Genomic DNA, 22,215 nt, shown 5'->3' on the forward strand with positions numbered 1-22,215 from the left:
GGCTTACCCACTGCTACGACCGCGGTGTGCTGTCCGAGCGCCACGTGGTGAGACGCGGGCGCCCCGGCAGTTCGCCCCTGCCGGTGGCCCACAGCAGGGTGAGCCAGGGGTCCGTGCCGTCCGGAGCCTCCGGAAACAGGCGGGTGAGCACCCGGGAGCAGAGAGCGGCGGGTGGGGCCCAGGCGAGCCCGAAGCCTTCCGCCAGATCGTGCATGTGGACCAGCGTCTCCTGCAACGCCAGCGCCGCGAAGCCCTCAGGGTCCGCCACCCCAGCGGCGTGGTGGGCACGGACCTGCGGCGATGTGGTCCGCACCATGGCGACAAGCAGCGCCCCGCACGCCTCCAGCACCTGCACCAGGCCAGCTGGGCCCGCGTCGCGGTCCGCGGAGAGGAAGACCGTGGGTCCCTCCGGCCTCTTCCGGTTCAACGCGATCGGCACATGGGTGTCGAGCGGCGGACTCTGCGGCCCCAACTGTACGGCGTAGTAGAACAGGTCGTTGGCGAGATGCTCGGCGGTCTCCCAGCAGTCCCATTCCAGTGAACCGGCCTTGCGGCCCCAGCCCTCCGCGGGCGCGTCCCGAAGGATTCCCACCGCGAGCCGTACGGCAAGGTCGACGTCGTCCGCGGTGACGGGCGACAACACTGGTCCGGTTTCCACTGATCGAGGCATCGCAGAACCGTATCCCGAGACTGTGCCAGCCCCTCCGTCCGCTCCGGCCCCTCCGTCCGCTCCGGCCACCCACCGTCGCCACCGCCACAGCCCTCCCACACGCGCACCGCCCGCCACATCACGCCACGCCACGCGCCCCCCCCCGCACGCCCCCGCCCCCGATCATCGCCACGTCGCATCGACCGAACATCCGGTGATCCTCGACCGTGAGCGCCCGTTCGAGCCCACTTGCGAGCGGTGTCGGCAGGCAGGCGTGTTGGCCGTTCCGGGTCCGATGGCAGGTGCAAATATCGCCCCAACATCCGCTCCTCTACTGATCCGGCCGTGAGGCCTTGAGGAGGACCATCGAATGTCCAGGGTCGGTCGGTGCGCGCGTCTGTTCGCCGCACTTCTGTTGATGCTCGTGGGTTCGGCCGCCGCAGGCGCGACTTCCGCCCACGCCGCGACCGAGCAAATCACCGTGAGTCTGTACCGGGTCGTCGAAATCTCCTGTGACGAGGGAGCCGGCGAGGCGTGCGGAAACGACTACTATCCGAAATTCGAAATCGACCATCAAGGACTGTTCGACGGGAAAGACGACTACTGCTGCGCCCACGGGGCCGACTTCAGGACCAACTGGGTCCGGACCGCGACCGTGGACACCAGTCACAACCCGGTCGACATCCACATGGAGCTGTGGGACCAGGACGATCTGACCGCCGACGACCCCATCAGGTGGAACGGCTCCAGCAACGACCTGAACCTGAAATTCGACCTGATGACCTGCGCGTTCACCGGCGGTGGTCTGACCAGTCAACAGGGAGCGGGCGTCCCCACCCTCGCCGGTGAGAGCGAGGGCACCGGGGAGGATACGGCCCGGGGCTACTTCACGATCACCACGCCCTCGTGCCTGAACGTGGCCAACAGCGTGGACAGCGACGGCGACAGCCTCATGAACAGCTGGGAAGTCGCCGGCAGGGGCTACGACTTCGATGGTGACGGGAACGTGGACCTGCCCCTGGGGGACCAGCCGTACGGGGCCGTCCCCTACCGCAAGGACCTGTTCGTCGAGGTGGACTACATGGCCGAGACCAAGCCGCAGGCCGGTGCCCTCGCCGACGTGGTCAAGGCGTTCGCCGAAGCCCCGGTCGATTCGTACCCCGATCCGGCCGACGCGACGAAGACCAAATTCCGGGGCGTCAACCTGCATGCGATGGAGGGGGAGGCCGTCACGACCGTGAACCCCCTCATGTGGAAGTCGAACGGCCCCGGAGCAGCGGACGACTTCAACGACCTGAAGAGCGGGAGCCCGACGAGCCCTTGCGACGGTTTCTTCGGCACGGCCGCCGACAGAGCCAGCCTCAACTGCGCGAACATTCTGAATGCGAAACGCCAGGCGTTCCGCTACATGATCTTCGCCATCACTTTCTTCGATACCTCCACTCCGCCCAAAGCGTCCACGGCGTCCGGCAGTTCCGAGTGGACATCGGTGGGCCCCCAGGGCGGCAACGATTTCATCGTGACGCTGGATACCTGGAGTCCCTCGACCCTCGCCGATATCGGCCATCGCAAGAATTCCGAAGCCGCCACCTTCATGCACGAGCTCGGACACACACTGAGCCTGGCACACGGTGGCAACGATGCTGTCAACTGCAAACCGAACTACCTCAGCGTGATGAACTACACGCTGCAGTTCGCGGGCAAAGACCCCGATAGGCCGCTGGACTATTCCAGCGCGGCCCGGGGCACGGCCCTCGGTACGACCCCGGCCACCGTGCTCAACGAGACGAGCCTCAACGAGAACAACGGCGTACGCGGGACGCCTTCACCCGCGCGCAACACCGTCTACGGAGTCGCCGGCAAGCTGCGCGTCGCCCCCGCCACGAACGGCCCCATCGACTGGAACGGAACCGGCGGAGACAAGGAATCCGGCATCCCGGCCGACATCAACTACATCCAGTCCATCGGCCCTGACGACGGCGGATGCAGCAAGGCCAGCCCCGGCCAGAGCCTGGGCGGCTTCGACGACTGGGCGAACATCCAGTACAACCCCCGCCTCAACGCCGATTTCTTCGCCGACGGAGACCGGCCCATCCTGCCGGAGCTGACCGAGGAGACGGTCCGCGCCATGTTCCAGCAGGCCGACCTCAAGATCGCCAAGTCCGCCGACGAGGCCGACGCCACCGGCGGGGACACGGTGCACTACACGACCACCGTGACCGACCTCGGCCCCGGTACCGCCACCGCCCTCCACGTCGACGACACCCTGCCGGACGGCAGCACCCAGCACCGCTCGCTCGCCGACCTGGCCAACGGCGCCACCGCCACCGTCACGCCCGCCTTCACCTACCTCGTACCGTGCAGCACGGCCGACGGCACCGTCCTCACCAACCGCGCCACGGTCACCGGAACCGACACCGAAGGCGTGCCCGACCCCTACACCGACGACAACACGGCACGGGCCACCACCACCGTGCACGCCCCGGTCCTGACCGTGGACAAGGCCGCCACGGCCACCGTGAACGCGGGCCAGGCCATCACGCACACCCTCACCTACGCGAACACGGGGAGCGGCGCCGCATCCAGCGTCACCCTCACCGACACCCTTCCGGCGGGCGTGTACTACAGCCACGCCCTGGACCTCGGCGCCGGCCCCAAGCCGAGTTCCGTGACCCTCAACAACGACGGCACCCGGACCCTCGTCTGGAACGTCGGCAACCTCCCGGCCCACTCCGGCGACCGGCAGATCGTCTTCACCGCGCGGCCGACGCTCCTGGCCCTGGCCGGCACCACGTACACCGACACCGTGTCCGTCAGCTACAAGAACGCCGGAGGGGCGTGCACCTTCGCGCCCGTCACGGACTCCGCCACCACCACCATCACCGTCGTCCCGCCCAGCCGCGACCCCCTCTCCCAGGGCTTCTGGAAGAACCACCCGGAGCTGTGGACCGCCGAGTTCCTGGCCCGCGTACAGGCCACCGACCAGCGGTACGACACCGACCGGAGCGGTGCCCTGTCCACCGCCGAGGTCACCGCGGCCTTCGGCGGCAGCACCGCGCCCAAGAGCGTGCTGGGCAAGCAGCTGATGGCCGTCTACTTCAACCTCGCCACCCGGCGCATCAACGCCGGAACGGCCATCGTCTCGCGGACCGCCCAGGCCCTGGGCCTGCACAACGTCCGTGATGCCGCGATCTACGCACAGGACACGCTGCTCCTCCCGGTGAACCCCGGCACCGCGCAGCGCTACAGCAGGATCATCGGGATCCTGGACGACATCAACGCCAACAGGATCGAGCGGTACTGACGGCTGCCGGCCTTCCGTACGCTCCGAGGCCCCGCACTCCGCGCTCCCGCGCCGCTGCGGGGCCTCTCCTCCCGCTGGCTAGGCTGTCGGTATGAAATCAGCCAAGATCAGCGGCGGTTCGACCACGGAGTACGTCATCCTCGACGCCGTGGAATTGGCCGCCGATCCGGAGCTCCAAGGCCGGCTCGCGGAGTCGGCCCACCGGATCCTGGCCGACCTGGTCGACGGCGGTGCCGCGCTCGGCTGGGTGAAACCGCCCTCGCCGGACGAGGTGGCGGACCTTCTCGCGCATGTCGTGTCAGCGGCGCGGGCGGGGGACGCGGCCCTCCGTTTCGCCTTCGTCGAACGCCGGCTCGTCGGACTGGGTTACTGGCTCCGCTACGCCCGCCCGACCCATCGACCCCACGCCGATCTGGAGAAGGTCGCGGTGGACGCCGCCGTCCACGGCCGCGGGGTGGGCCGCGCGCTGACCGCCGCCCTGATCGCGGACGCCCGGAAGGCCGGCATCGAGGTCCTCACCCTGGACGCCCGCGGCGACAACACCGGCGCCCTGCACCTCTACCGGTCGCTGGGCTTCACGGAGTACGGCCGCCTGCCCGACTTCGTCGCCGTCGGCGAGCGGCGCTACGACAAGGTCTTCTGCATGCTCGACTTCCGGCGGCACGACTGACCGCTGCCGCGGAGCGGCCTTGAGCGGGTCCCCGTGTCGCCCCTGGCCTCCGCCCCCGCTCACCCTCCCGTCCCCTCCGCCCCCGCTCACCCTCCCGCCCCCTCCGTGGCCGATACTGGCCGTATGGGGGATCACGACACCATCCACGCAAGCCTCCGCGCCGCCCTGGGCGCCGACGACCCGTGGACCGCGCTGTACGCGCTGAACACCGACCCGCCCGGCCCTCTCGCCGAGGCGGTCGAGGAGCTGTACCGGTCCGAGACGTGCCCGGCCGCCTTCCGCCCGTATCTCAGCGAGCTCCTCCGGAGCCTCGGCGAGCCCGGCGACGCGGTGCTGCTGCGACTGCTGGCCCGGCCGGAGCTCACCACCGACGACCGCAAGGACCTGCTGTGGACGGCGGTGAGACGCCGGCTGCGGCTGCCGGCCGAACTGCTGCGCACGTACGCGGAGGTGGCCTGGGCACCCGACGGGGTCGATGCCGGCGGCACCCTCAGCCGCCACCTCGTCGACGCCGTGGGACTCTCCGGCGACCCGTCCTTCGCACCGAGCCTCGGTGCCCTTCTCGCCGACCCCGCCGCCCCGCGCTGCCGCGTCGCGCTCGCGCTGGGCCGCCTCGGCGCCCGCGAGTGGACGGTGCCGATCGCCGAGCTTCTGACCGAGGTGTCCGGCACCGACCACACCTCGTGCGCCGTCGCCCTGGAACTGATGGGGGACCCCGCTGCCGTACCGCATCTGCTTCGATGGCTGGAGGAGAGTGACGAGGAGCGGGTGTACGACGTTCACCACGCGCTCGTGCGGCTCACAGGACGTGACCCGCTCCTGCCTGAATGGGTGAACGCGGCCTCGTACGCGGCAGCCGTGCGCGCCGCCTGGGCCGAGGGGCGCACCGAGCGCGGGGCCGCGACGGTGCGGGACGTCGTCGTCGAGTCCGGCGGGCGGGCCCGGTTCTCCGTGGACGGCGGTGCGGGCCGGATCCGGATCGCCTTCGACCCGCCGTCGCCCGGCTCCTCCTGGCCGCGCTGGGACCGGTCCCTGGCCATGGACGGAACACCGCTGTACCGGGTCGGCTCGGTCTGCGACACGTGCGAGTTGAGCCTGAGGCTGCTGGACTGGCCGGCGGAGGAGGCGCCCCGGATCGCGGCCCGGATGCGCGGAAGGCTGGCCGACCTGAACCGGCTCGACACCGAGCTGCTCACCGAATGGAGCCCGGTCCTCGGAGAGCTGGAGACCGGCCACTACACGGCCCTGCTGCTCGACCTCCCGCTGGAACAGGTGACCAAGCCCGCCGCGTCTTGGTGGTACCGACGTGCGGTGGCCCTGTCGGACGCGGACGGTGAGGAAACCGAATGGCGCGACGACCGCCCCGAGGACCACTGGCCCGGCGTCGCGCACTTCCAGCTCACCGCGCCCGTTCCGGGCGGCCGTGTGCCCTTCATGTACGGCGCTGTCCTGCCGTCGCAGCCGCCGGACACGCTCGACCCGGCGACCGTCGCCCGGCACGCGGACGCCATCGCCGCGGGGGAGCGGCCCGCCGCGGTGGTCCTCGGCTGGATCGACGACAGGTACGTGGAGGCCCGGCAGGAGGAGCGGTGGCTGGTCGGCGCGGTACTGGACGGCCATCACCGCCTCGCCGCGTACGCGACGGCCGGGGTGCCGGCCCGGGTGCTCCTGATCGCCCGCGGAGGCGAAGGCGGCGTCACGGACGGAGGCCAGGAGGGGCTGTCGGAGGTGGCCGCGGCGTACGGCTGCCAGGCCTGACGGCGTTGCGGCGGACGGGCACGAACGGGGAGTACGTGCGGAACCGGCCCCCCGAGAGGGGTGGGCGGGATGCCACTGCCCACCGATTGGCCCGTGTCCCTGAGGCGACGCACTGCAAGACTGACCGCCCGCCCGTAGCCAACCCGCCCGCCCGTAGCCAAGTGGAGTCGTCCATGCAGGTAGCCGTAGTCACGTTCGACGGGTTCAACGAGCTCGACAGCTTCATCGCCTCCGGGATCATCAACCGCTGCCGCCGATCCGGCCTGGAGGCCTGGATCACGACCCCGACGCCCGTGGTCAGGTCGATGAACGGCGTCGAGGTGTCGGGGCAGCGCCCGCTGGAGTTCGTCACCGAGGCGGACGTCGTGCTGATCGGCAGTGGGATCAAGACGCGGGACGTCGTCGCCGACGACCGCCTGCTCGCCGCGCTGCCGCTGGATCCGTCACGCCAGCTGATCGGGTCGCAGTGCTCCGGCGCCCTGGTCCTCGCCAAGCTGGGGCTGCTCGGGACGATGCCCGCATGCACCGATCTGACCACCCGGCCCTGGGTGGAGGCGTGTGACGTGACCGTCCTGGACGCGGCGTTCCACGCCGAAGGCAACATCGCGACGGCCGGCGGGTGCCTGGCCTCGCAGTACCTCGCCGCCTGGGTGATCATGAAGACTCTCGGTGAAGAGGCCGTACGGGCCGCCTTCGAGTACGTGGCTCCCGTGGGCGAACAGCGGGAGACCGTCGAGCGCGTGATCCGCGCGGTCCGGGCGGGCGAAGCCGCCCTGCGCTGACGACGCCGGTCGACCGCACCGGATTTCCCGCTCCGACTGTTCCGTGGCCCGCACGACGCTAGCGTCGAGTCCATGATCGTATGGCTCAATGGCACGCACGGCGCAGGCAAGACGACGACGAGCGCGCTCGTCCAGCAACTGATCCCGGACTCCCGGGTGTTCGACGCCGAGAAAGTCGGCGAGACGCTCATGGACATCACGCCGGGACTGCCCACGACGACCAACTTCCAGCACTGGCCGCCATGGCGACCGCTCGTCGTCGAGACGGCCCGACGCGTCCTCGACTACACCGGCGGAACCCTGGTGATGCCGATGACCGTCCTCGTCGAGCAGTACTGGCGCGAGATCAGCTCGGGCCTTGCCCAGCACGACATTCCGGTCCGGCACTTCGTCCTCCACGCCGACCAGGACACCCTCCGCAAGCGCATCGCGGGCGACACCGTCACCGGCCCCAATTCCCCGTTCCGACTCCAGTACGTCGAGCCCTACGCCGCGGCGGCCCGCACGTGGCTGCACGCCGAGGCGGAGGTCGTCGACACCACCCACCTCACCCCCGCCGAGGCTGCCCAGCAGATCGCGGAGGCACTCGAGGGACGGCCCCTCCCGTAGCCGGCCATCGGCGTCCCCTACGCTTGCCCGCCCTATCGAAATTCGATAGATTCCCATCGTAAGTCGATGGAAGGGTGGGTCATGGGAAAGCTGGCAGTGCAGGCCCTGCGCGCCGTGCTCGCAGTGGTGCTCGCGGGCACCGTGTTCGTACAGGTCTCGATGCTGTGGTTGTTGGTCAGCGGAAGCGACCCCGAGGACGGGTCGCTTCCGCTGACCCCGCTGCGCGTGATCGTGGTCCTCGGGATGGTGGCGGCGCAGGCGGCCCTGGTCTCCGTGTGGCGGCTGGTGACGATGGTGCGCCGCGGCACGGTGTTCTCCCACAAGGCCTTCCGGTACGTGGACATCGTGATCGGCTCGATCGTGTCGGTGTCCCTCATGTGGTTCGTGGTCACGGCCATCAACGCCCCGGGCCAGCGGGAAGATCCGGGCGTATCCGTCATCATGGCCGGCATCGGCGTGGCCATCCTGGGCGTCGCGCTGATCGTGTTCGTGCTGCGCATGCTCCTGGCCCAGGCCGTCGCGCGCGACGCCGAAGCCGCCCAGATGCAGGCCGAGCTGGACGAGGTCATCTGATGCCGATCGTCGTCGACATCGACGTGATGCTGGCCCGGCGCAAGATGTCCGTGGGCGAGCTCGCGGAGCGCGTGGGAATCACACCCGCCAACCTGGCCGTACTCAAGAACGGCCGCGCCAAGGCCGTCCGATTCGCCACGCTCGCCGCGCTCTGCGAGGTGCTGGAGTGCCAGCCGGGCGACCTGCTGCGCTGGGAAGCCGAGACGAGCGCGGCCGCCGAGGACGCTGAGGTGGTCGAGGCCGCCGGGGCGGCTGAGGGGGCCGCGGGCGGATGACGGGGGCTCACGGGACCGCGCTCGGGCGGCCACGCACCTGTGCACGGGCGGCCACGGGCCCGCGCACGGGCGGCGTGAACCTTCAGGTGGCGCCCCGCGAGGCGGCGGTGGGGCTCCGGCTACGCTGCCCGGGTGAACGGTTCGGATGAGGTGCGGGAGTACCCCGACTGGCGTGTGCTCGTGGTCGGAGGGGCGTCAGGGATGGGGAAGACGGGTGTCGCCCGGACGCTGGCGCGCCGGTACGGCGTCCCCGTCGTGGAGGTCGACGACATCGTGGAAGCCCTCCTCGCGGTGACACTGCCCGAACACCTCCCCGCGGTCCACTTCTGGCGCACCCATCCGGAGGCCGCCCGCCAGGCACCCGAATCGGTGGTCGAGCGGCAGATCGCGGTCGCCGAGGCGCTGGCGCCGGCGATCGAGGCGGTGGTGGCCAACCACGTGGGCACCGACACCCCCGTCGTCCTGGAAGGGGACTACGTCCTACCCGGACTGGTGAGGCCCGGCGGTCCGGTCCGTGCCGTCTTCCTCCACGAGGACGACGAGGAGCAGGTGACGGCCAACTACCTGCACCGGGAACCGGAAGCCGGACCACAGCGCCACCGCGCACGCGTCAGCGTGCTCTACGGCCGCTGGCTCGCCGAGCAGGCCCGGACAGCCGCCGTACCGGTCGTCTCCCCGCGCCCATGGGAGAACCTGGCCGACCGTGTGCGGAGCGCGACCGACGTGCGCGCTCGCGCTCGGTCCGAGTCCTGAGGCGGCGTCCCTATCCGCTCCGGGGCCCTGGGTTTACGAGGGCCAGCCGCCGTACGGCACGGTGATCAGCTCCATGGCGTGGCCGACCGGGTCCATGAAGTACACGCCGCGCCCCCCGTCGTTGTGGTTGATCGTGCCCGGTCGCCGCTGGTGGGGGTCGGCGTAGTGCTCGATACCGCGCTGCTTGATCTGCGCGTACGCCGCGTCGAACTCCTCCTCGGAGACGAGGAAAGCGTAGTGCTGGGGCGTGATCCTGTCCGCGGGGACCGTAGCGAAGTCCAGCGTGACGCCGTTGCTCAGGTCGACCGCGACGAACGGCCCCCACTCCGCGGTGATCTCAAGCCCCAGCAGGGTCGCGAAGAACTCCGCGGATTCCCGGTTGTTCCGGGCGTGCACGATCGTGTGGTTCAGCTCGACGGGCAAGGAATGCCTCCGAAGGCATCTCCCGACACCTCCATGCCTCACCCGGCCGGTGACCGACACGCGATGTCGCCGTCAATTCTAGTGGCGGGTGTGGCCGCGTACCAGGGTCTGTTGCGGAGGTGGATCTTCCGTTGCGATGATCACGGCCTGGCGCGAGGGGATGGCGGACTGGCGATGGGGCACGAGCCGAAGGCGTGGTACAGCGCCAGAACCTTCTACCGATGGCTGACCTGGGAAGGCCGTCCTTTCGAGGAACGTGTCGTGCTGTTCCGGGCGCGGTCCCTGGACGAGGCCGTCGAACTGGCCGAGCGGGAGTCGGCCGAGTACGCCAGGGAGGGCGACCTCGAAGTCCTCGACATGGTGCAGGCGTACCGGATCTCCGAAGACGACGAGGAGTTGGGCGTGGGCACGGAGGTGTTCTCGAAACTCCACGCACTCGACCTCCCGGCGCGCGCGTTCCTCGACCGCTACGACTCGGGCCCGGCGCACACTCAGATCAGCGAGTGACGCCGTTCGCGGGGCCACGTCGCCACGGCAGCCCTTCCTTCGGACGGGCGCCGGTGAGCGTCGCTAATCGGTCGTACTGAACGACCGGTCGGTAAATCTGAGGCGTCCTTGTGCAGGCCGGCAGTCGCCGTGGGGCTGGAGCGGGCGGGTTCGCCGCCGCCTCGGAGCCCTTCGATGGCCGCCCTGACCTGCTGGACATTCATTCGATCACCGGCATGCGGGTGCGCCTGTCCGGATAGTGACCGCGAGGATGCGATCGCTGTACGTGTCGTACACACTCCGAAGCGCAAGCGGGGTGGCGATCAGAAGGTAGATGCCGCCTCAACTCTTCGAATCGAAAGTGAGACACCGTCATGCTTCGCCGTTTCGCTGCGGTCTCCGCATCCGCCCTCCTCTGTCTCGCCGGCACCGCCGGCCTCGCGGAAGCCCGGACCGACAGCCTCTACGCGCCCTCCGCCGTCGTGCTGAGCGTCAGCAAGGGCGCCGACGCGAGCTCGGCCGTCGTCCTGCGCGCGGTCACCCTCAGCTGCGCGCCGACCGCCGGCGGAACGCACCCCGCCCCCGAGGCCGCCTGCGCCGAGCTCAAGGCCACCTCCGAGGCCGGCGCCTTCGACGAGCTGCTCGCCGCTCCGGACCCGGACCGCATGTGCCCGCAGCACTACGACCCCGTCACCATCACCGTGGACGGAGTGTGGGAGGGCGCCCGTACCTCGTGGGAGTACACCTTCGCCAACTCCTGCACCATGGGCGTCACCCTGAACGAGGGCGCGGCCTTCTCGTTCTGACCGGATCGGCCCCGGCTGCGGGCGCACACCCGAGGGGTGGAGAACGGCGGTGTGCGCCCGATTCGGCTGTATGAGCGGTTTACATCTGGATCAAGGTGTTATGGGAGGGGTCGTCGCTATGCTCCCGAGCGGAGAACGCCGGCTCAGAAGGCGATGAACCCCGTCATCAGGTGAGGCCATGACCAGTGCAGCCGCCCCCCGTTCCGTGACCGTCCAGGGCCGAGTGCTCCGCGAGGACGGCACGCCCGTGGTGGGGGCCGAGGTCCTGGTCTCGGCGAGACGCCTGCGTGCCACGGAGCCGGTGGGGGAGACCCGTACCCGCGATGAGGGCGCGTACCGACTGGAATGCCGACTCCCGGGCGCCGCCGCGGAGCTGGTGATCGCGGCGACGCTGGACGGGCGGACGACCCGGACCGTACGGACCCTCGCCGAGGCCGGGGAGCCGGTCGACCTGCGGCTGCCGGGAAGCGGTCCGAGCCGCTATCAGTGCTTGCTGAGCGCGGTCGGCGCGCACCTCGACGGGGTGGGCCTCGCGCAGATCGGCGAGGACGAGCATGCTGACGGGGACGGGCACGAGCTGTCCTACCTCTCCCGCGCAACGGGCCACAGCGCGCAGGAGATCGGGCATGCCGCCCAGGCCGCGAGGCACGAGCGGAGCACCGGCCTCTCGGCCGAGCGGTACTTCGGGCTGCTCGCCCGCGGGTTCCCCGCCGACCTGGCCGCCCTCGCCCAGCGAAGCGTCTCGGAAGCCTCGGCCGCGCTGGCCGCCGCGGCCGAGGAAGGGGTGATCTCCTCGGGCGACGGGGCGGCGGAGTTCATGACGGCCTTGCGCGTGCGGGAACTTCAGGCCGCCGAAGCGACCGACCGGGCCACGCCGGGGGGCGTGGTCCGGTCGGTTCCTGACGGGGTCGTGCCCTCCCGGCTGGCGCGGATCTTCGCGCTGGCGGTACCCGAACCGGAAGCCCGCCTCCGGCTGTACACCGCCCATCTGGACCGCGCCGGCACGTCAGCCGGTATCGAGGCCGGAATCGCGGACGGAACCTCGGTCGCCCCGTCGCCCCCCAGCTCGGCCGACACGTCCACCGGCAGCTCGGCCGACACCTCCGCCGGCAGCTCAGCCGGTACCCCCGCCGGCCCTGCCGCCGAACTCGATGGTCACGCCGAGCGGTTGGACCTGGCGCTGGAGCTCGGACGGCTCACCGGCAGCAACCCTCCGTTGGTCAAGGCCCTCCTGGCACGCTTCGACACGGGGGAGTTCACGCACCGCCGAGACCTCGTCCGCCTGGACGGCCGCTGGGCCGAACTGGTCGCCGAGACCGGCGGCGTACCGGAGCCCGTACCGCAGCCGGGGCAGGAGTACGAGGCCGCAGCATGGTTCGCGCAGCCCACCGGCCCAGCACAGCCCCCGCACACCCCCCGGGCCGCCGGCCCACCGCGGGACGCGGACGTCGAGGGACCGAGCCCCGATGCCCTACGGGAGTACGCCGACGGCATCCGCGCCCGCGTGGCCGAGGCGTACCCCACCGCCCACCTCGCCTTCCGGCTCGCCGGCCACCCCGAGCACGCCGAGGCCCCCGCCACCCGGTTCCTGTCCGCCAATCCCGACTTCGACCTGACGGCCACCCGCGTCGACGCGACCACCGTCCCGGACGAGGAGGAGCGCCGCGAACTGGCCGTGCTGCAGCGGACGTTCAAGATCGCCCCCCGTTTCGAGGCGATGCAGGCGCTACGGGACCACGGCTTCCACTCGTCCTACGCCGTCGCGGGAATCGGAGTATCGGACTTCGCCCGCAAGGTGTCCGGCGACGTCGACGAGACCGAGGCCCGCGCCATCCATGCGCGAGCCACCCAGGTGCACGCCGAGGCGGTCAACCTGGTCGCCGATCTGCGCACCGCCGGACAGTTCGACGTGCCCTGGCTCCCCGCGATCCAGCCGCAGACCACGCTGGTCCCCGACTGGGAGGAGCTGTTCGGCTCGGCGGACTACGCGCCGGTCGAGGAGAGCCGCTCGGTGTACAGCCAGCCGGCCTACCTCGTGGACCTGCTGTACTACCTGCGTCGGCTCGGCGGGGGCGAGCGGACGGGGGAGTCCCGCTGCGGCCCGGTGGCCGAGGTGCTCCACGGCCGCAGGCGCGACCTGTGGGACGTCGAACTCAGCAAGGAGAATACCGAGTTCGCCCTCCCGTACGTCGACCTCGTCAACGAGGTGCTCGAATCCGCCGTCTCCCCGGAGACCGCGGTCCCCGCCGCCGAACGCCAGAGCCGCGGCGGCCCGGACGAACTGCGCGTGCAGCCCCAGCACGTCAACACCGGCGCGTACGACAAGCTCCGCACCGCCGTCCACCCCTGGCAGCTGCCCTTCGACCTCTGGGGCGAGCAGACCACCACCTACCTCGGCCGGCTCGGAGTCACCCGCGAGGCCCTCGTCCTCGACCTCTGTTACGACGCGACGCATCCCACCGACTTCGACCGGCTCCTCACGGCGGCCCGGCTCGGCCTCTCCAAGGTGTCGCAGCAGATCATCGCCGGGGAGACGCTCACCCCGCCGCGTACCCTCGCGGAGTTCTACGGACGGCCCGCCACGACCACCGACGCGGCCCTGACGGACGCCATGACCCACGTCCGCCCGCTCCTGGACACCGCAGGCCTCCGCTTCACCGAACTCGCGGCCGTCCTGGAGACCCGCTTCGTCGACCCGGGCGGGGTCGTGCGGTTCGTTCCCGACGGACGGTTCCCGAGCGACACCAGCAGGATGACCCTCTCCGGCCTCGACGCCTCCGTACTGGAACGCCTGCATCGCTTCGTCCGCCTCCAGCACGCACTCGGCGTGGAACCGCGCGAGCTCGACCGCCTGATCCAGGGTGCGGGCAACGACGGCCGTCTCGACGCGCTCACCCTGCGGTCCATCGCCGCCGTCCGTGCCATGAGCGCCCGGCTGGAACTGCCGGCGGACCGCCTCCTCGGCTTCTGCCGACCCCTGGACACCCACCGCTACCCCTCCGACGAGCAGCCGCCGCTGTACGACCGGCTGTTCCTGGACCCGGCGGTGGTCAGCCCGCAGCCCGGCACCCCGAGCCCGTTCGAGCTGAACGCGGACCGCAGCGAGCTGAAGGTCATCGGCAGCCTGGAGACCCCCGCCGTGACGGCCGCGCTGCTCGCCGCCCTCCAGGTCACCGACGCCGAGCTGGCCGAGCTCGTGACCGGGCCCCACACCCCGCTGCGGAGCAAGTCCCTCAACCTGGTGAACCTGACGGTCCTCAGCTGCGTGGTGACCCTGGCCCGCACCCTCTCTCTGTCCGTTGCCGACCTGCTGCGGCTGGCGCCACGCAGCAGCGCGAACCCCTGGTCCCATCTGGCAGCCACAGCCTCACCTTCATCAGCCTCTCCTTCATCTGCTCCCGCATCGCCCTCACCCTCAACCTCCGCTTCCGCCACCACGTCCCCCTTCGCCGAGACGGAACCCGCGGGAGGCGACCGGATGCGGCACCCGGGGACGGAGGCGGCGGCCGGGCCGCCGCTGCTGCCCGCCGCCTCCGCGATGGACGTGCTCGGGCGCTTCGTCGACCTCATGGAGACCTTCAGCGGCGCGGGCTTCCACGCGGTCGACATCGAGGCCGTGCTCGACGCGCGCAGGCCCCCGCTCGACGGACCCCTCCCCGACGACGCCGCTCTCGTCTCCGCGCTCACCGCGCTGCGCACCGCGCTCCAGACCGTCCAGCAGCAGACCCGGGGAACCGCCGACGACCGGGGGGAGCTGACCCGGAGGAACCTGGCCCTCATGGGCTGGGACGCCCCCCTCGTCCAGGAGGCGGTGTCCACTCTTCTGGGGACGGTCGTGTACACGGCCCCGCTGGCCGCCCTGCCCGCCGGAGTGTCCCTGCCCCCCGATCTGCCGGTGCGCTTCGAGCCGGCGGAACCGTCGGAAGCAGCACCGGGGCAGCCCGGCACCCCCGATCCGCCGCCGAATGCGCCGGCCCAGGAGTGGCGGCTGTCGTTCACCGGCCCGATGAACGACGACCAGCAGCGCACCCTGCTCGCCCTGGCCCCCGCCGGCCCGGACGGCGCCGCCTTCCGGACCGCCGTCGAGGCGCTGTACCAGGGGCCGCGCCGGCTCGTCACCGCCCGGATGAAGGCCCTGCGCATCCCCGTGTTCGCGGCGCGCCTCACCGCCCTGCCCGCCGGGTACGCCGTCCCCCAGGCGCTGTCCGGGAAGGTCTTCCACGACGTCACCGCCCAGGCACTGCGATCGCGCGGCTATCTCAGCGACGCCGAGGTGCGCCTCCTGAAGCAGGCGCCGGGAGCGGACACGGACCTCGTGACGGCGGTCGAAAGCCTCGTCACCGCCCAGGAGGCGGCTCCGGAGGCCGGAAACACCTTCCTCGCCGCCGCCGACGCGGCAACCCTGTTCAACGCGCCGGACACCCTCCCCGCCGACCGCTTCCACCTCGTACTGGAGCGGCTCGCCCCGCATCTGCGCCGTAGCCTCGGCAAGGAGGCCGTCGTCCAGCAGATCGGCCGCGCAGCCGGTCTCGACCCCGCCATCGCCGAAGCGCTCCTCGGCACCTGGCTGCCGGGCACGGGCGGAAAGCCGGTGTTCGAGGAGTTCCTCGACACGGCATTCACCGGCAGCGATCCCGCGGTCGTGATCGGCCGAGCCGGTTTCGGTCCCCAGTTCACCGCGCTCGAACTCGTCCACCGGGTCGCCCTCGTCCTGAAGACCCTCCGCTTCGGCGCCGACGAACTGCCCTTCGTCTTCCGGTACGCGGCCGTCGGCCAGTGGCTCGACCTCGCCTCCCTGCCCACCGCCCCGCCCACCCCGCCCTCGCACGTGCCCGTCCTGCGGCTCTCCGCGCTGATCGCCCTGGCCCGGCTCCGCGACGCCGTGCCCGGCGGAATCGCGACCCTGACGGCGGTGTTCCGGCTCGCCACCACCCCGGGAACCTCCGACAGCCAGATCATCCGGGAGCTGTGCCGGGTCACCGGCTGGGCGTTCCTCGACGTCAACATGGTCGCCCGGAACTACCAGATCAACACCGCCGAGCGGTTCCTCAGCCTCACCAACCTCCACCGGCTGCGGCGCGGCGTCGCGATGTACGGCCGGCTCGGTGTCTCCGCCGAGCGCGCCAACCTGTGGCTGCGCGCCGAGTTCACCCCCGAGGCCGCCCAGGCCGCGTGGGGCGCCGCCCGGGCCCGGCACACCGCCGCCGACTGGCTCGCGGTCGCCGGCCCCATGCAGGACGCGCTGCGCGAGCGCGGACGCGCCGCCCTGGTGGCGTACCTCGTGGCCCACCCGGCCCTCGACGGCGCCACCCCGCTGTGGCGGGACGCGAACGGGCTGCACGACCACTTCCTGCTCGACGTGGAGATGGGCGCCGGCCAGCTGACCACCCGCGTCGCACAGGCCGCGTACAGCATCCAGCTCTTCGTCCAGCGCTGCCTCCTGAACCTCGAACCGCAGGTCAGGACCTCCGACTCCGACCTCTGGGAGCAGTGGGAGTGGATGAAGCGCTACCGGCTGTGGGAGGCCAACCAGAAGATCTTCCTGTACCCGGAGAACTACTTCGAGCCGGAACTGCGGGCCGACAAGTCGCCGTTCTTCGGGCAGCTGGAGACGGACCTCACGCAGAAGGACCTGAACGACGAGACGGCGCGCGGAGCGCTGCTCGGCTATCTGGAGCAACTCGCGGACGTCGCCCGGCTCCAGCCGAGCGGGCTGTACGTCCAGCACGACCCCGACGTGCCACCGACCGACTTCAGCGGAGAGACCGTCCACGTGATGGCCCGCACCGAGTCCGCCCCCCGAGCGCACTACTACCGCACCTGGGTGAACCGGCTGTACTGGACGCCGTGGCAGAAGATGAACCTCGACATCGACGGCGAGGCCCTGTCCCTCGGCATGTGGGACAGGCACCTGTTCGCCTTCTGGCCGACGTTCATCCCCGCCGGCGAGAGCCAGGAGATCAAGTCACTGCCCGACGGGACGGAGGACAACAAGCTCAAGAACAGCCCGAAGTACTGGCAGATCCAGCTCAACTGGAGCGAGTACCGCAACGGTCAGTGGACCGCCAAGCGGGTTTCGAACGAGATGCTGACCACCAGTCTGCCCCCGCTGAACCCGCGCTTCCGACCGCATACGGTCAGCCTGCCCTTCCTCGACCCGGCCACGAAGGATCCGTACCTCTTCATTCCCGGAACGGATCACTACAGCAATGAGCCCGTCGTCTGGTGTCACTACACGACGACGTTCGCGCTCTACGACACCGTGCTCCTCTTCCCCCGCATCTCCACCACGTGGGGCAGGTTCAGGCTGAGCAAGCGCCGCGGCACCATGATCACCGACCCCATCCGGTACTCGGTCTTCCTCCCGGAGGACCTCTCGCCGAACGACCCCGACGGCGCTACCGCGGCCGAAGGGGACAACCAGTGGTACGTCTACCGGCCACCAGCGAACCTGAAGGTCCTCAACAACACCTGGGTCGAGCGGCAGCACCGGAACAACGAGCGCGCGAGGACCTTCCACCTCGACGCGGAGATCTTCAAGAGCACCCCGCTCTCCCTCCCCTACCACGTGGTCACCTCGTTCCAGAAGGACCTGCCACCGCAGCGCAAGGTGTGGCTCTTCACCGACAGCGAGCGCTCCTACCTGGTGGAACCGCACCGCAGCGGCGAGCCCTGGAGGTACCAGTTCGCGAGCTTCTACCACCCGTACGTCGAGCTGCTCAAGGCGCAGTTGGACTTCCGCGGCCTCGACGCCCTGTACGACCGCGCCCTCCAGCTCAAACCCGAAGTGCTCGCACCGCACGAGAGCTTCGAGCAGCGCTACTCACCCGATCCGCTCCACGCGGGCGCGCCCCACTACCCGGTGGAGGACATCACCTTCGCCGCCGCCGCCCCCTACGCCGTCTACAACTGGGAACTCTTCTTCCACGCCCCCCTGCTCATGGCCGGCCGGCTCTCCACCAACCAGCGTTTCACCGAGGCCCAGCGGTGGTTCCACCGCATCTTCGACCCCACCGACCGCTCCACCGAGACCGGGCCCGCCCGCTACTGGCGAACCAAGCCGTTCTACGAGACCTCCACGGACCCCGAAGCCCCGGACGGCTACCAGCAGCAGCGCATCGAGGAGATCCTGCGGCGACTCGCCGAAGGGAACACCACGGAGGCCGCCAAGGTGGACGCCTGGCTGCGGCACCCCTTCCAGCCGGACGTCGTCGCGCGGCTGCGGACCACCGCCTACCAGAAGGCCGTGGTGATGAAGTACCTGGACAACCTCATCGCCTGGGGCGACCAGCTGTTCCGTCAGGACACCCTGGAGGCGGTCAACGAGGCCACCCAGCTGTACATCCTGGCCGCCGAACTCCTCGGCCGACGACCGGAGGAGGTCACGCCGCAGCGGCCCGCGCCCGTACTCAGCTTCCGGCAGCTGGACGACCAGCCCGCCGCGCCCGAAGTCGCCGCCACCGAGAGCCTGATCCCCGCACCCCGGCACGCGCCACAGGCCATCGTGCCCGGCGTCGGCATCCGCTGGCTCGGCTACTTCGGCATCCCCCGCAACGAGAAACTCCTCGGATACTGGGACACCGTCGACGACCGGCTGTACAAGATCCGCCACGGGCAGAACATCGACGGCGTCGCCCGCCCGACGTCCCTCTTCGGGGCGGAGATCGACCCCGGCCTGCTCGCCCGCGCGGCCTCGTCCGGCCTCGACCTCTCGACCGTCCTGTCCGACCTCAACGCCCCCGTGCCGCACTACCGGTTCGCCACCATGCTCGCCAAGGCCAAGGAGTTCGCCCAGCAGGTCCAGAGCTTCGGCGGGGCGCTGCTCGCCGCCCTGGAGAAGCGCGACGCCGAAGAGCTCGCACGCCTTCGGTCCACCCACGAGTACACCGCCCTCGACGCGGCGCTCCAGGTCCGCAGGAAGCAGCTGGAGGAGGCCGGACGCGCCATCAAGGCGCTGGAGGCGTCCCAGGCCATCGCCAAGGACAAGGAGCTCTACTACGCGGGCAAGGCCAAGAACCGGATGAACCCCAAGGAGCAGACGGCCGCCGACCTGAGCGCCCAGTCCGTCGAGCTGCAGAAGGTCTCCGCCACCATCAACACCCTGGCGAGCTACCTGTCGCTGATCCCGGAGCTCAAGATCGGCGCCCCGACCTCGGTGGGCGCCACGTTCGGCGGCAACAACCTCTCCGACGCGATGATCGGCATGGCCCACGGCATCATCGGCTACCTCAGCGCCGACGCCTCCCAGGCCCAGCAGTCCGCGACGGTCGGCGGATACGACCACCGCCTGGAGGAATGGCGGTTCCAGAAGAAGCAGGCCGGCAAGGAGGCCAAGCAGTTCGCCGCGCAGATCAAGGCCGCCAAGTCCCACCGGAGCGCCGCGCAGAAGGAGGTCGACAGCCACGTACGCCTGATGACCAACTCCCACGACGCCGACGTGCTGCTGCGCGGCAAGTACACCAACCAGGAGCTCTACGACTGGATGGCCGGCCAGCTCGGCACCAGCTACTTCCAGGCGTACCAGCTCGCCTACGACGTGGCCAAGCGCGCCGAACGGGCCCTGCGCCACGAACTGGGCACCGAGGAGACCGACTTCGTCTCCTTCGGCCACTGGGACAGCCTCCACAAGGGACTGCTCGCCGGAGAGCGCCTGCTCACCGACCTGCACCGGATGGACGCGGCCTACTACGAGGCCAACGCCCGTGAACTGGAGCTGACCAAGCGGATCTCGCTCGCCCAGCTCGACCCCGGCGCACTGCGGAGCCTCAAGGAGACCGGCAGGGCGTACGTCTCCCTCCCCGAGGCGCTGTTCGACCTCGACACGCCCGGCCACTACATGCGCCGCCTCAAGCAGGTCAGCTTCACCGTCCCCTGCGTCGCGGGCCCGTACACGGGCGTCAACCTCACCGCCACCCTGCTCAAGAGCAGCGTGCGGCTGGTGTCCAGGCTGAACGGCGGCAAGCACGGCCGCCAGCCCGGGGACATCCGCTTCCGGGACCACATCGGCCCCGTCCAGTCGGTGGTGACCAGCACCGGACAGGACGACTCCGGACTCTTCGACGGCACCCTGCGCGACGAGCGGTTCCTGCCGTTCGAAGGCGCGGGCGCCATCGGAGAATGGCAGCTGTCGCTGCCGGACTCCTTCCGCCAGTTCGACTACGAGACCATCAGCGACGTCGTCATGCAGTTCCGCTACACCGCCCGGGACGGCGGGGCCACCCTGGCCGCGGCCGCCGTCGCGGAGCTCCACAAGGCGCTCGGATCGTGGCTGCACACCGGCGGCGGAACGGGCCTGTACCGGCACTTCAGCGCCCGCCGGGAGTTCCCCGACCAGTGGAGCCGGTTCCTCGCCACCCCCGCGGGCTCCCCGGCCACGCTCTCCTTCACCCTCTCCAAGAGGCACTTCCCGTACCTCTTCCACGACCGCACCACCACGCTCAAGCGGCCCGAGCTGGTCCTGGTCCTCTCCACGGACCTCGCGCCCGGCTCCAAGCGCTACCGCGACTGCTACCCGGGCGGACGATCGCTGACCGTCACCCTCGGCGGGCCGGGCGGCGCACACGGCGACCTCACACTGGCGGCGGACCCGGCCCTGGCCGGGCAGCCCCGGGCCGGCGTGGACGGAGTACAGGGAAAGGTGACGGAGACCGACCAGGAGTGGCGGGTCACCGTACCCGCCGCCGGGATCGCGGCACTCGCCCCCGAATTGCTCCGCGAAGGCCGCCTGAACCCCGACGCCTTCGAGGACCTGCTCCTCGTCTGGCAGTACGCCGTCGAGCCCGCCGGGAACCCGGCGGTCACCCCGTGATCGCGGAGCCGCACCGCCGGGCGGCCCGTCTCACTGCCCTGGCCGGGGACACCGCCCCGGCCACGGGCAACGCACCGGCCAGGGACACCGCCCCGCCCGCCGGCGGCATCCTGGCCACGGACACCGCCCCGGTCATGGACACCCAGCGCCAGGCGGCGCGCGGCCACTGGTCGCCGGCCGGGGAGATGCCGTTCGCCGGCTTCTGGGCCCCACCGGCGGAGGCCGCCGTCCAGCTGCCCGACGGACGCGTGCTCCTCGCGGGCGGCGAGGACGGGCGCCGGGTCCCCACCGACGTCACCGCGCTCTTCGACCCGGCCGAGGGCACGTGGTCCTCCGCCGGGGCCCTGGGCACCGGGCGACGGCTGCACTCCACCACCCTGCTGGCCGACGGCCGGGTCCTGGTGGCCGGCGGCATCGGAGAGCCGCCGGGACCCGTCCCCGCCACCGGCCTCGACTCGTGCGAGGTGTACGACCCGGCCACCGACTCCTGGACCGGCACCGGGCGGCTCCGCGAGGCGCGCTTCTCCCACTCGGCGACCCTCCTGCCCGACGGCCGCGTCCTGGTCGCGGGCGGCGCCGCCGTCCGCTCGGCCGACTCCCACCGCACCCTGCGGTCGGCGGAGGCGTACGACCCGGTCGCCGGCACCTGGACGCCGGTCCGGCCGATGACCGACGCCCGTTTCGGACACCCCGCCCTCCGCTTCGACGACGGCCGCGTCCTCATGGTCGGCGGGATCCTCGCGGTGGGTCGCGGTAGCCACACCGCCCTCGCCCACTGCGAGCTGTACGACCCCGCGGCGGACGGCTGGACGCCCACCGCCGGACTCGCCACCGCCCGCAAGAGCCACCAGGCGACCCTGCTCCCGGGAAACGCGGTCCTGGTCACCGGCGGTGACATGCGCGGGTTCGTCAACGACGACTGGACCTACGACCCCTACAGCCAGTGGACCACGGAACGCTACGACCCCGCCACGGACCGCTGGACCGCCGACGGACAGCTGCCCTGGGGCCGCAGTCACCACCGGGCCGTCCGACTCGCCACCGGCGACGTCCTCGTCGCCGGCGGCACCGACGACGCCTCGATGGCCGTCGGCTACCCCAACGCCACGCTCTACGACGCCGCCACCCGCACCTGGTCCGCGGAGTTCCCCATGCTGCGCGGCCGTTGGGCACCCGCCGCGATCGGCCTCGCCGACGGCCGCGTGCTCGTCATGGGAGGCCTGGACGAGTCCGGCCCGGCGGCCCCGCTGCCCGGCGAGGACCAGGTCACCGCCACCGCCGAGCTCTACACGCCGTAACCGGCCGCAAGGGAGGACCGA

The 22,215-nt window shown here is 71.0% G+C and carries 14 protein-coding genes; 12 read left to right on the plus strand and 2 right to left on the minus strand.

Annotated elements, in window-relative coordinates; genetic code table 11:
• Nucleotides 1-13: 13 nt before the first annotated feature.
• Nucleotides 14-670, minus strand: a complete 657-nt coding sequence (locus DEJ43_RS37015; protein WP_041663322.1) for a hypothetical protein — start codon at nucleotides 668-670, stop codon at nucleotides 14-16.
• A gap of 634 nt (nucleotides 671-1,304) precedes the next feature.
• Here DEJ43_RS37015 and DEJ43_RS37020 point away from each other — a divergent pair.
• The 8 genes from DEJ43_RS37020 to DEJ43_RS37055 all read left to right on the plus strand — a co-directional run bounded on the left by DEJ43_RS37020 (nucleotide 1,305) and on the right by DEJ43_RS37055 (nucleotide 9,373).
• Entirely contained in the window at nucleotides 1,305-3,953 is a 2,649-nt protein-coding gene (locus tag DEJ43_RS37020) for a DUF7507 domain-containing protein (RefSeq protein ID WP_158506282.1), read from the plus strand.
• Nucleotides 3,954-4,044: 91 nt separating this feature from the next.
• Nucleotides 4,045-4,623: a GNAT family N-acetyltransferase gene (locus tag DEJ43_RS37025; protein WP_015038588.1), complete on the plus strand. Its 579-nt coding sequence runs from the start codon at nucleotides 4,045-4,047 to the stop codon at nucleotides 4,621-4,623.
• Between the two features lie 123 nt (nucleotides 4,624-4,746).
• Nucleotides 4,747-6,381, plus strand: a complete 1,635-nt coding sequence (locus tag DEJ43_RS37030; protein WP_041663324.1) for a HEAT repeat domain-containing protein — start codon at nucleotides 4,747-4,749, stop codon at nucleotides 6,379-6,381.
• 173 nt (nucleotides 6,382-6,554) lie between these two features.
• The gene (locus tag DEJ43_RS37035; RefSeq protein WP_015038590.1) at nucleotides 6,555-7,163 is read left to right on the plus strand and encodes a type 1 glutamine amidotransferase family protein; all 609 of its coding nucleotides are present in this window, start codon (nucleotides 6,555-6,557) and stop codon (nucleotides 7,161-7,163) included.
• 72 nt (nucleotides 7,164-7,235) lie between these two features.
• Nucleotides 7,236-7,772 carry an AAA family ATPase gene (locus DEJ43_RS37040; protein ID WP_015038591.1) on the plus strand — a complete coding sequence of 179 codons (537 nt, stop codon included), beginning with the start codon at nucleotides 7,236-7,238 and terminating at the stop codon, nucleotides 7,770-7,772.
• Nucleotides 7,773-7,853: 81 nt separating this feature from the next.
• Entirely contained in the window at nucleotides 7,854-8,345 is a 492-nt protein-coding gene (locus DEJ43_RS37045; RefSeq protein WP_041663325.1) for a DUF2975 domain-containing protein, read from the plus strand.
• On the plus strand, nucleotides 8,345-8,620 hold the full coding sequence (locus tag DEJ43_RS37050; RefSeq protein WP_015038593.1) for a helix-turn-helix domain-containing protein: 276 nt from the start codon (nucleotides 8,345-8,347) through the stop codon (nucleotides 8,618-8,620). Before DEJ43_RS37045 ends, DEJ43_RS37050 begins: the two co-directional genes overlap by 1 nt.
• 132 nt (nucleotides 8,621-8,752) lie before the next feature.
• Nucleotides 8,753-9,373: a hypothetical protein gene (locus DEJ43_RS37055; RefSeq protein WP_015038594.1), complete on the plus strand. Its 621-nt coding sequence runs from the start codon at nucleotides 8,753-8,755 to the stop codon at nucleotides 9,371-9,373.
• A 33-nt stretch (nucleotides 9,374-9,406) separates the two neighbouring features.
• Here the strand turns inward: DEJ43_RS37055 and DEJ43_RS37060 are convergent, their stop codons facing one another.
• Nucleotides 9,407-9,796 (minus strand): VOC family protein, encoded by a 390-nt coding sequence (locus tag DEJ43_RS37060; protein ID WP_041663327.1) that lies wholly within the window; start codon nucleotides 9,794-9,796, stop codon nucleotides 9,407-9,409.
• 261 nt (nucleotides 9,797-10,057) lie between these two features.
• Between DEJ43_RS37060 and DEJ43_RS37065 the strand changes: the two genes are divergently transcribed.
• From DEJ43_RS37065 to DEJ43_RS37080, 4 genes are all read left to right on the plus strand, one after another.
• Entirely contained in the window at nucleotides 10,058-10,303 is a 246-nt protein-coding gene (locus tag DEJ43_RS37065) for a hypothetical protein (RefSeq protein ID WP_145953738.1), read from the plus strand.
• Nucleotides 10,304-10,656: 353 nt separating this feature from the next.
• Entirely contained in the window at nucleotides 10,657-11,088 is a 432-nt protein-coding gene (locus DEJ43_RS37070; RefSeq protein WP_015038597.1) for a subtilase-type protease inhibitor, read from the plus strand.
• Between the two features lie 178 nt (nucleotides 11,089-11,266).
• Nucleotides 11,267-20,896, plus strand: a complete 9,630-nt coding sequence (locus DEJ43_RS37075) for a Tc toxin subunit A-related protein (RefSeq protein WP_015038598.1) — start codon at nucleotides 11,267-11,269, stop codon at nucleotides 20,894-20,896.
• Nucleotides 20,893-22,194 carry a Kelch repeat-containing protein gene (locus DEJ43_RS37080; protein WP_015038599.1) on the plus strand — a complete coding sequence of 434 codons (1,302 nt, stop codon included), beginning with the start codon at nucleotides 20,893-20,895 and terminating at the stop codon, nucleotides 22,192-22,194. The genes DEJ43_RS37075 and DEJ43_RS37080 overlap by 4 nt, the downstream gene beginning before the upstream one ends.
• Nucleotides 22,195-22,215 lie beyond the last annotated feature (21 nt).

Source organism: Streptomyces venezuelae ATCC 10712 (genome assembly GCF_008639165.1).
Classification (GTDB): domain Bacteria; phylum Actinomycetota; class Actinomycetes; order Streptomycetales; family Streptomycetaceae; genus Streptomyces; species Streptomyces venezuelae.

What these genes read in the sequence shown, in the direction of transcription:
- DEJ43_RS37015 (WP_041663322.1), bottom strand. Translation starts at nt 670, where the DNA reads ATGCCTCGATCAGTGGAAACCGGACCAGTGTTGTCGCCCGTCACCGCG.
- DEJ43_RS37025 (WP_015038588.1), top strand. Translation starts at nt 4,045, where the DNA reads ATGAAATCAGCCAAGATCAGCGGCGGTTCGACCACGGAGTACGTCATC.
- DEJ43_RS37030 (WP_041663324.1), top strand. Translation starts at nt 4,747, where the DNA reads ATGGGGGATCACGACACCATCCACGCAAGCCTCCGCGCCGCCCTGGGC.
- DEJ43_RS37035 (WP_015038590.1), top strand. Translation starts at nt 6,555, where the DNA reads ATGCAGGTAGCCGTAGTCACGTTCGACGGGTTCAACGAGCTCGACAGC.
- DEJ43_RS37040 (WP_015038591.1), top strand. Translation starts at nt 7,236, where the DNA reads ATGATCGTATGGCTCAATGGCACGCACGGCGCAGGCAAGACGACGACG.
- DEJ43_RS37045 (WP_041663325.1), top strand. Translation starts at nt 7,854, where the DNA reads ATGGGAAAGCTGGCAGTGCAGGCCCTGCGCGCCGTGCTCGCAGTGGTG.
- DEJ43_RS37050 (WP_015038593.1), top strand. Translation starts at nt 8,345, where the DNA reads ATGCCGATCGTCGTCGACATCGACGTGATGCTGGCCCGGCGCAAGATG.
- DEJ43_RS37070 (WP_015038597.1), top strand. Translation starts at nt 10,657, where the DNA reads ATGCTTCGCCGTTTCGCTGCGGTCTCCGCATCCGCCCTCCTCTGTCTC.
- DEJ43_RS37075 (WP_015038598.1), top strand. Translation starts at nt 11,267, where the DNA reads ATGACCAGTGCAGCCGCCCCCCGTTCCGTGACCGTCCAGGGCCGAGTG.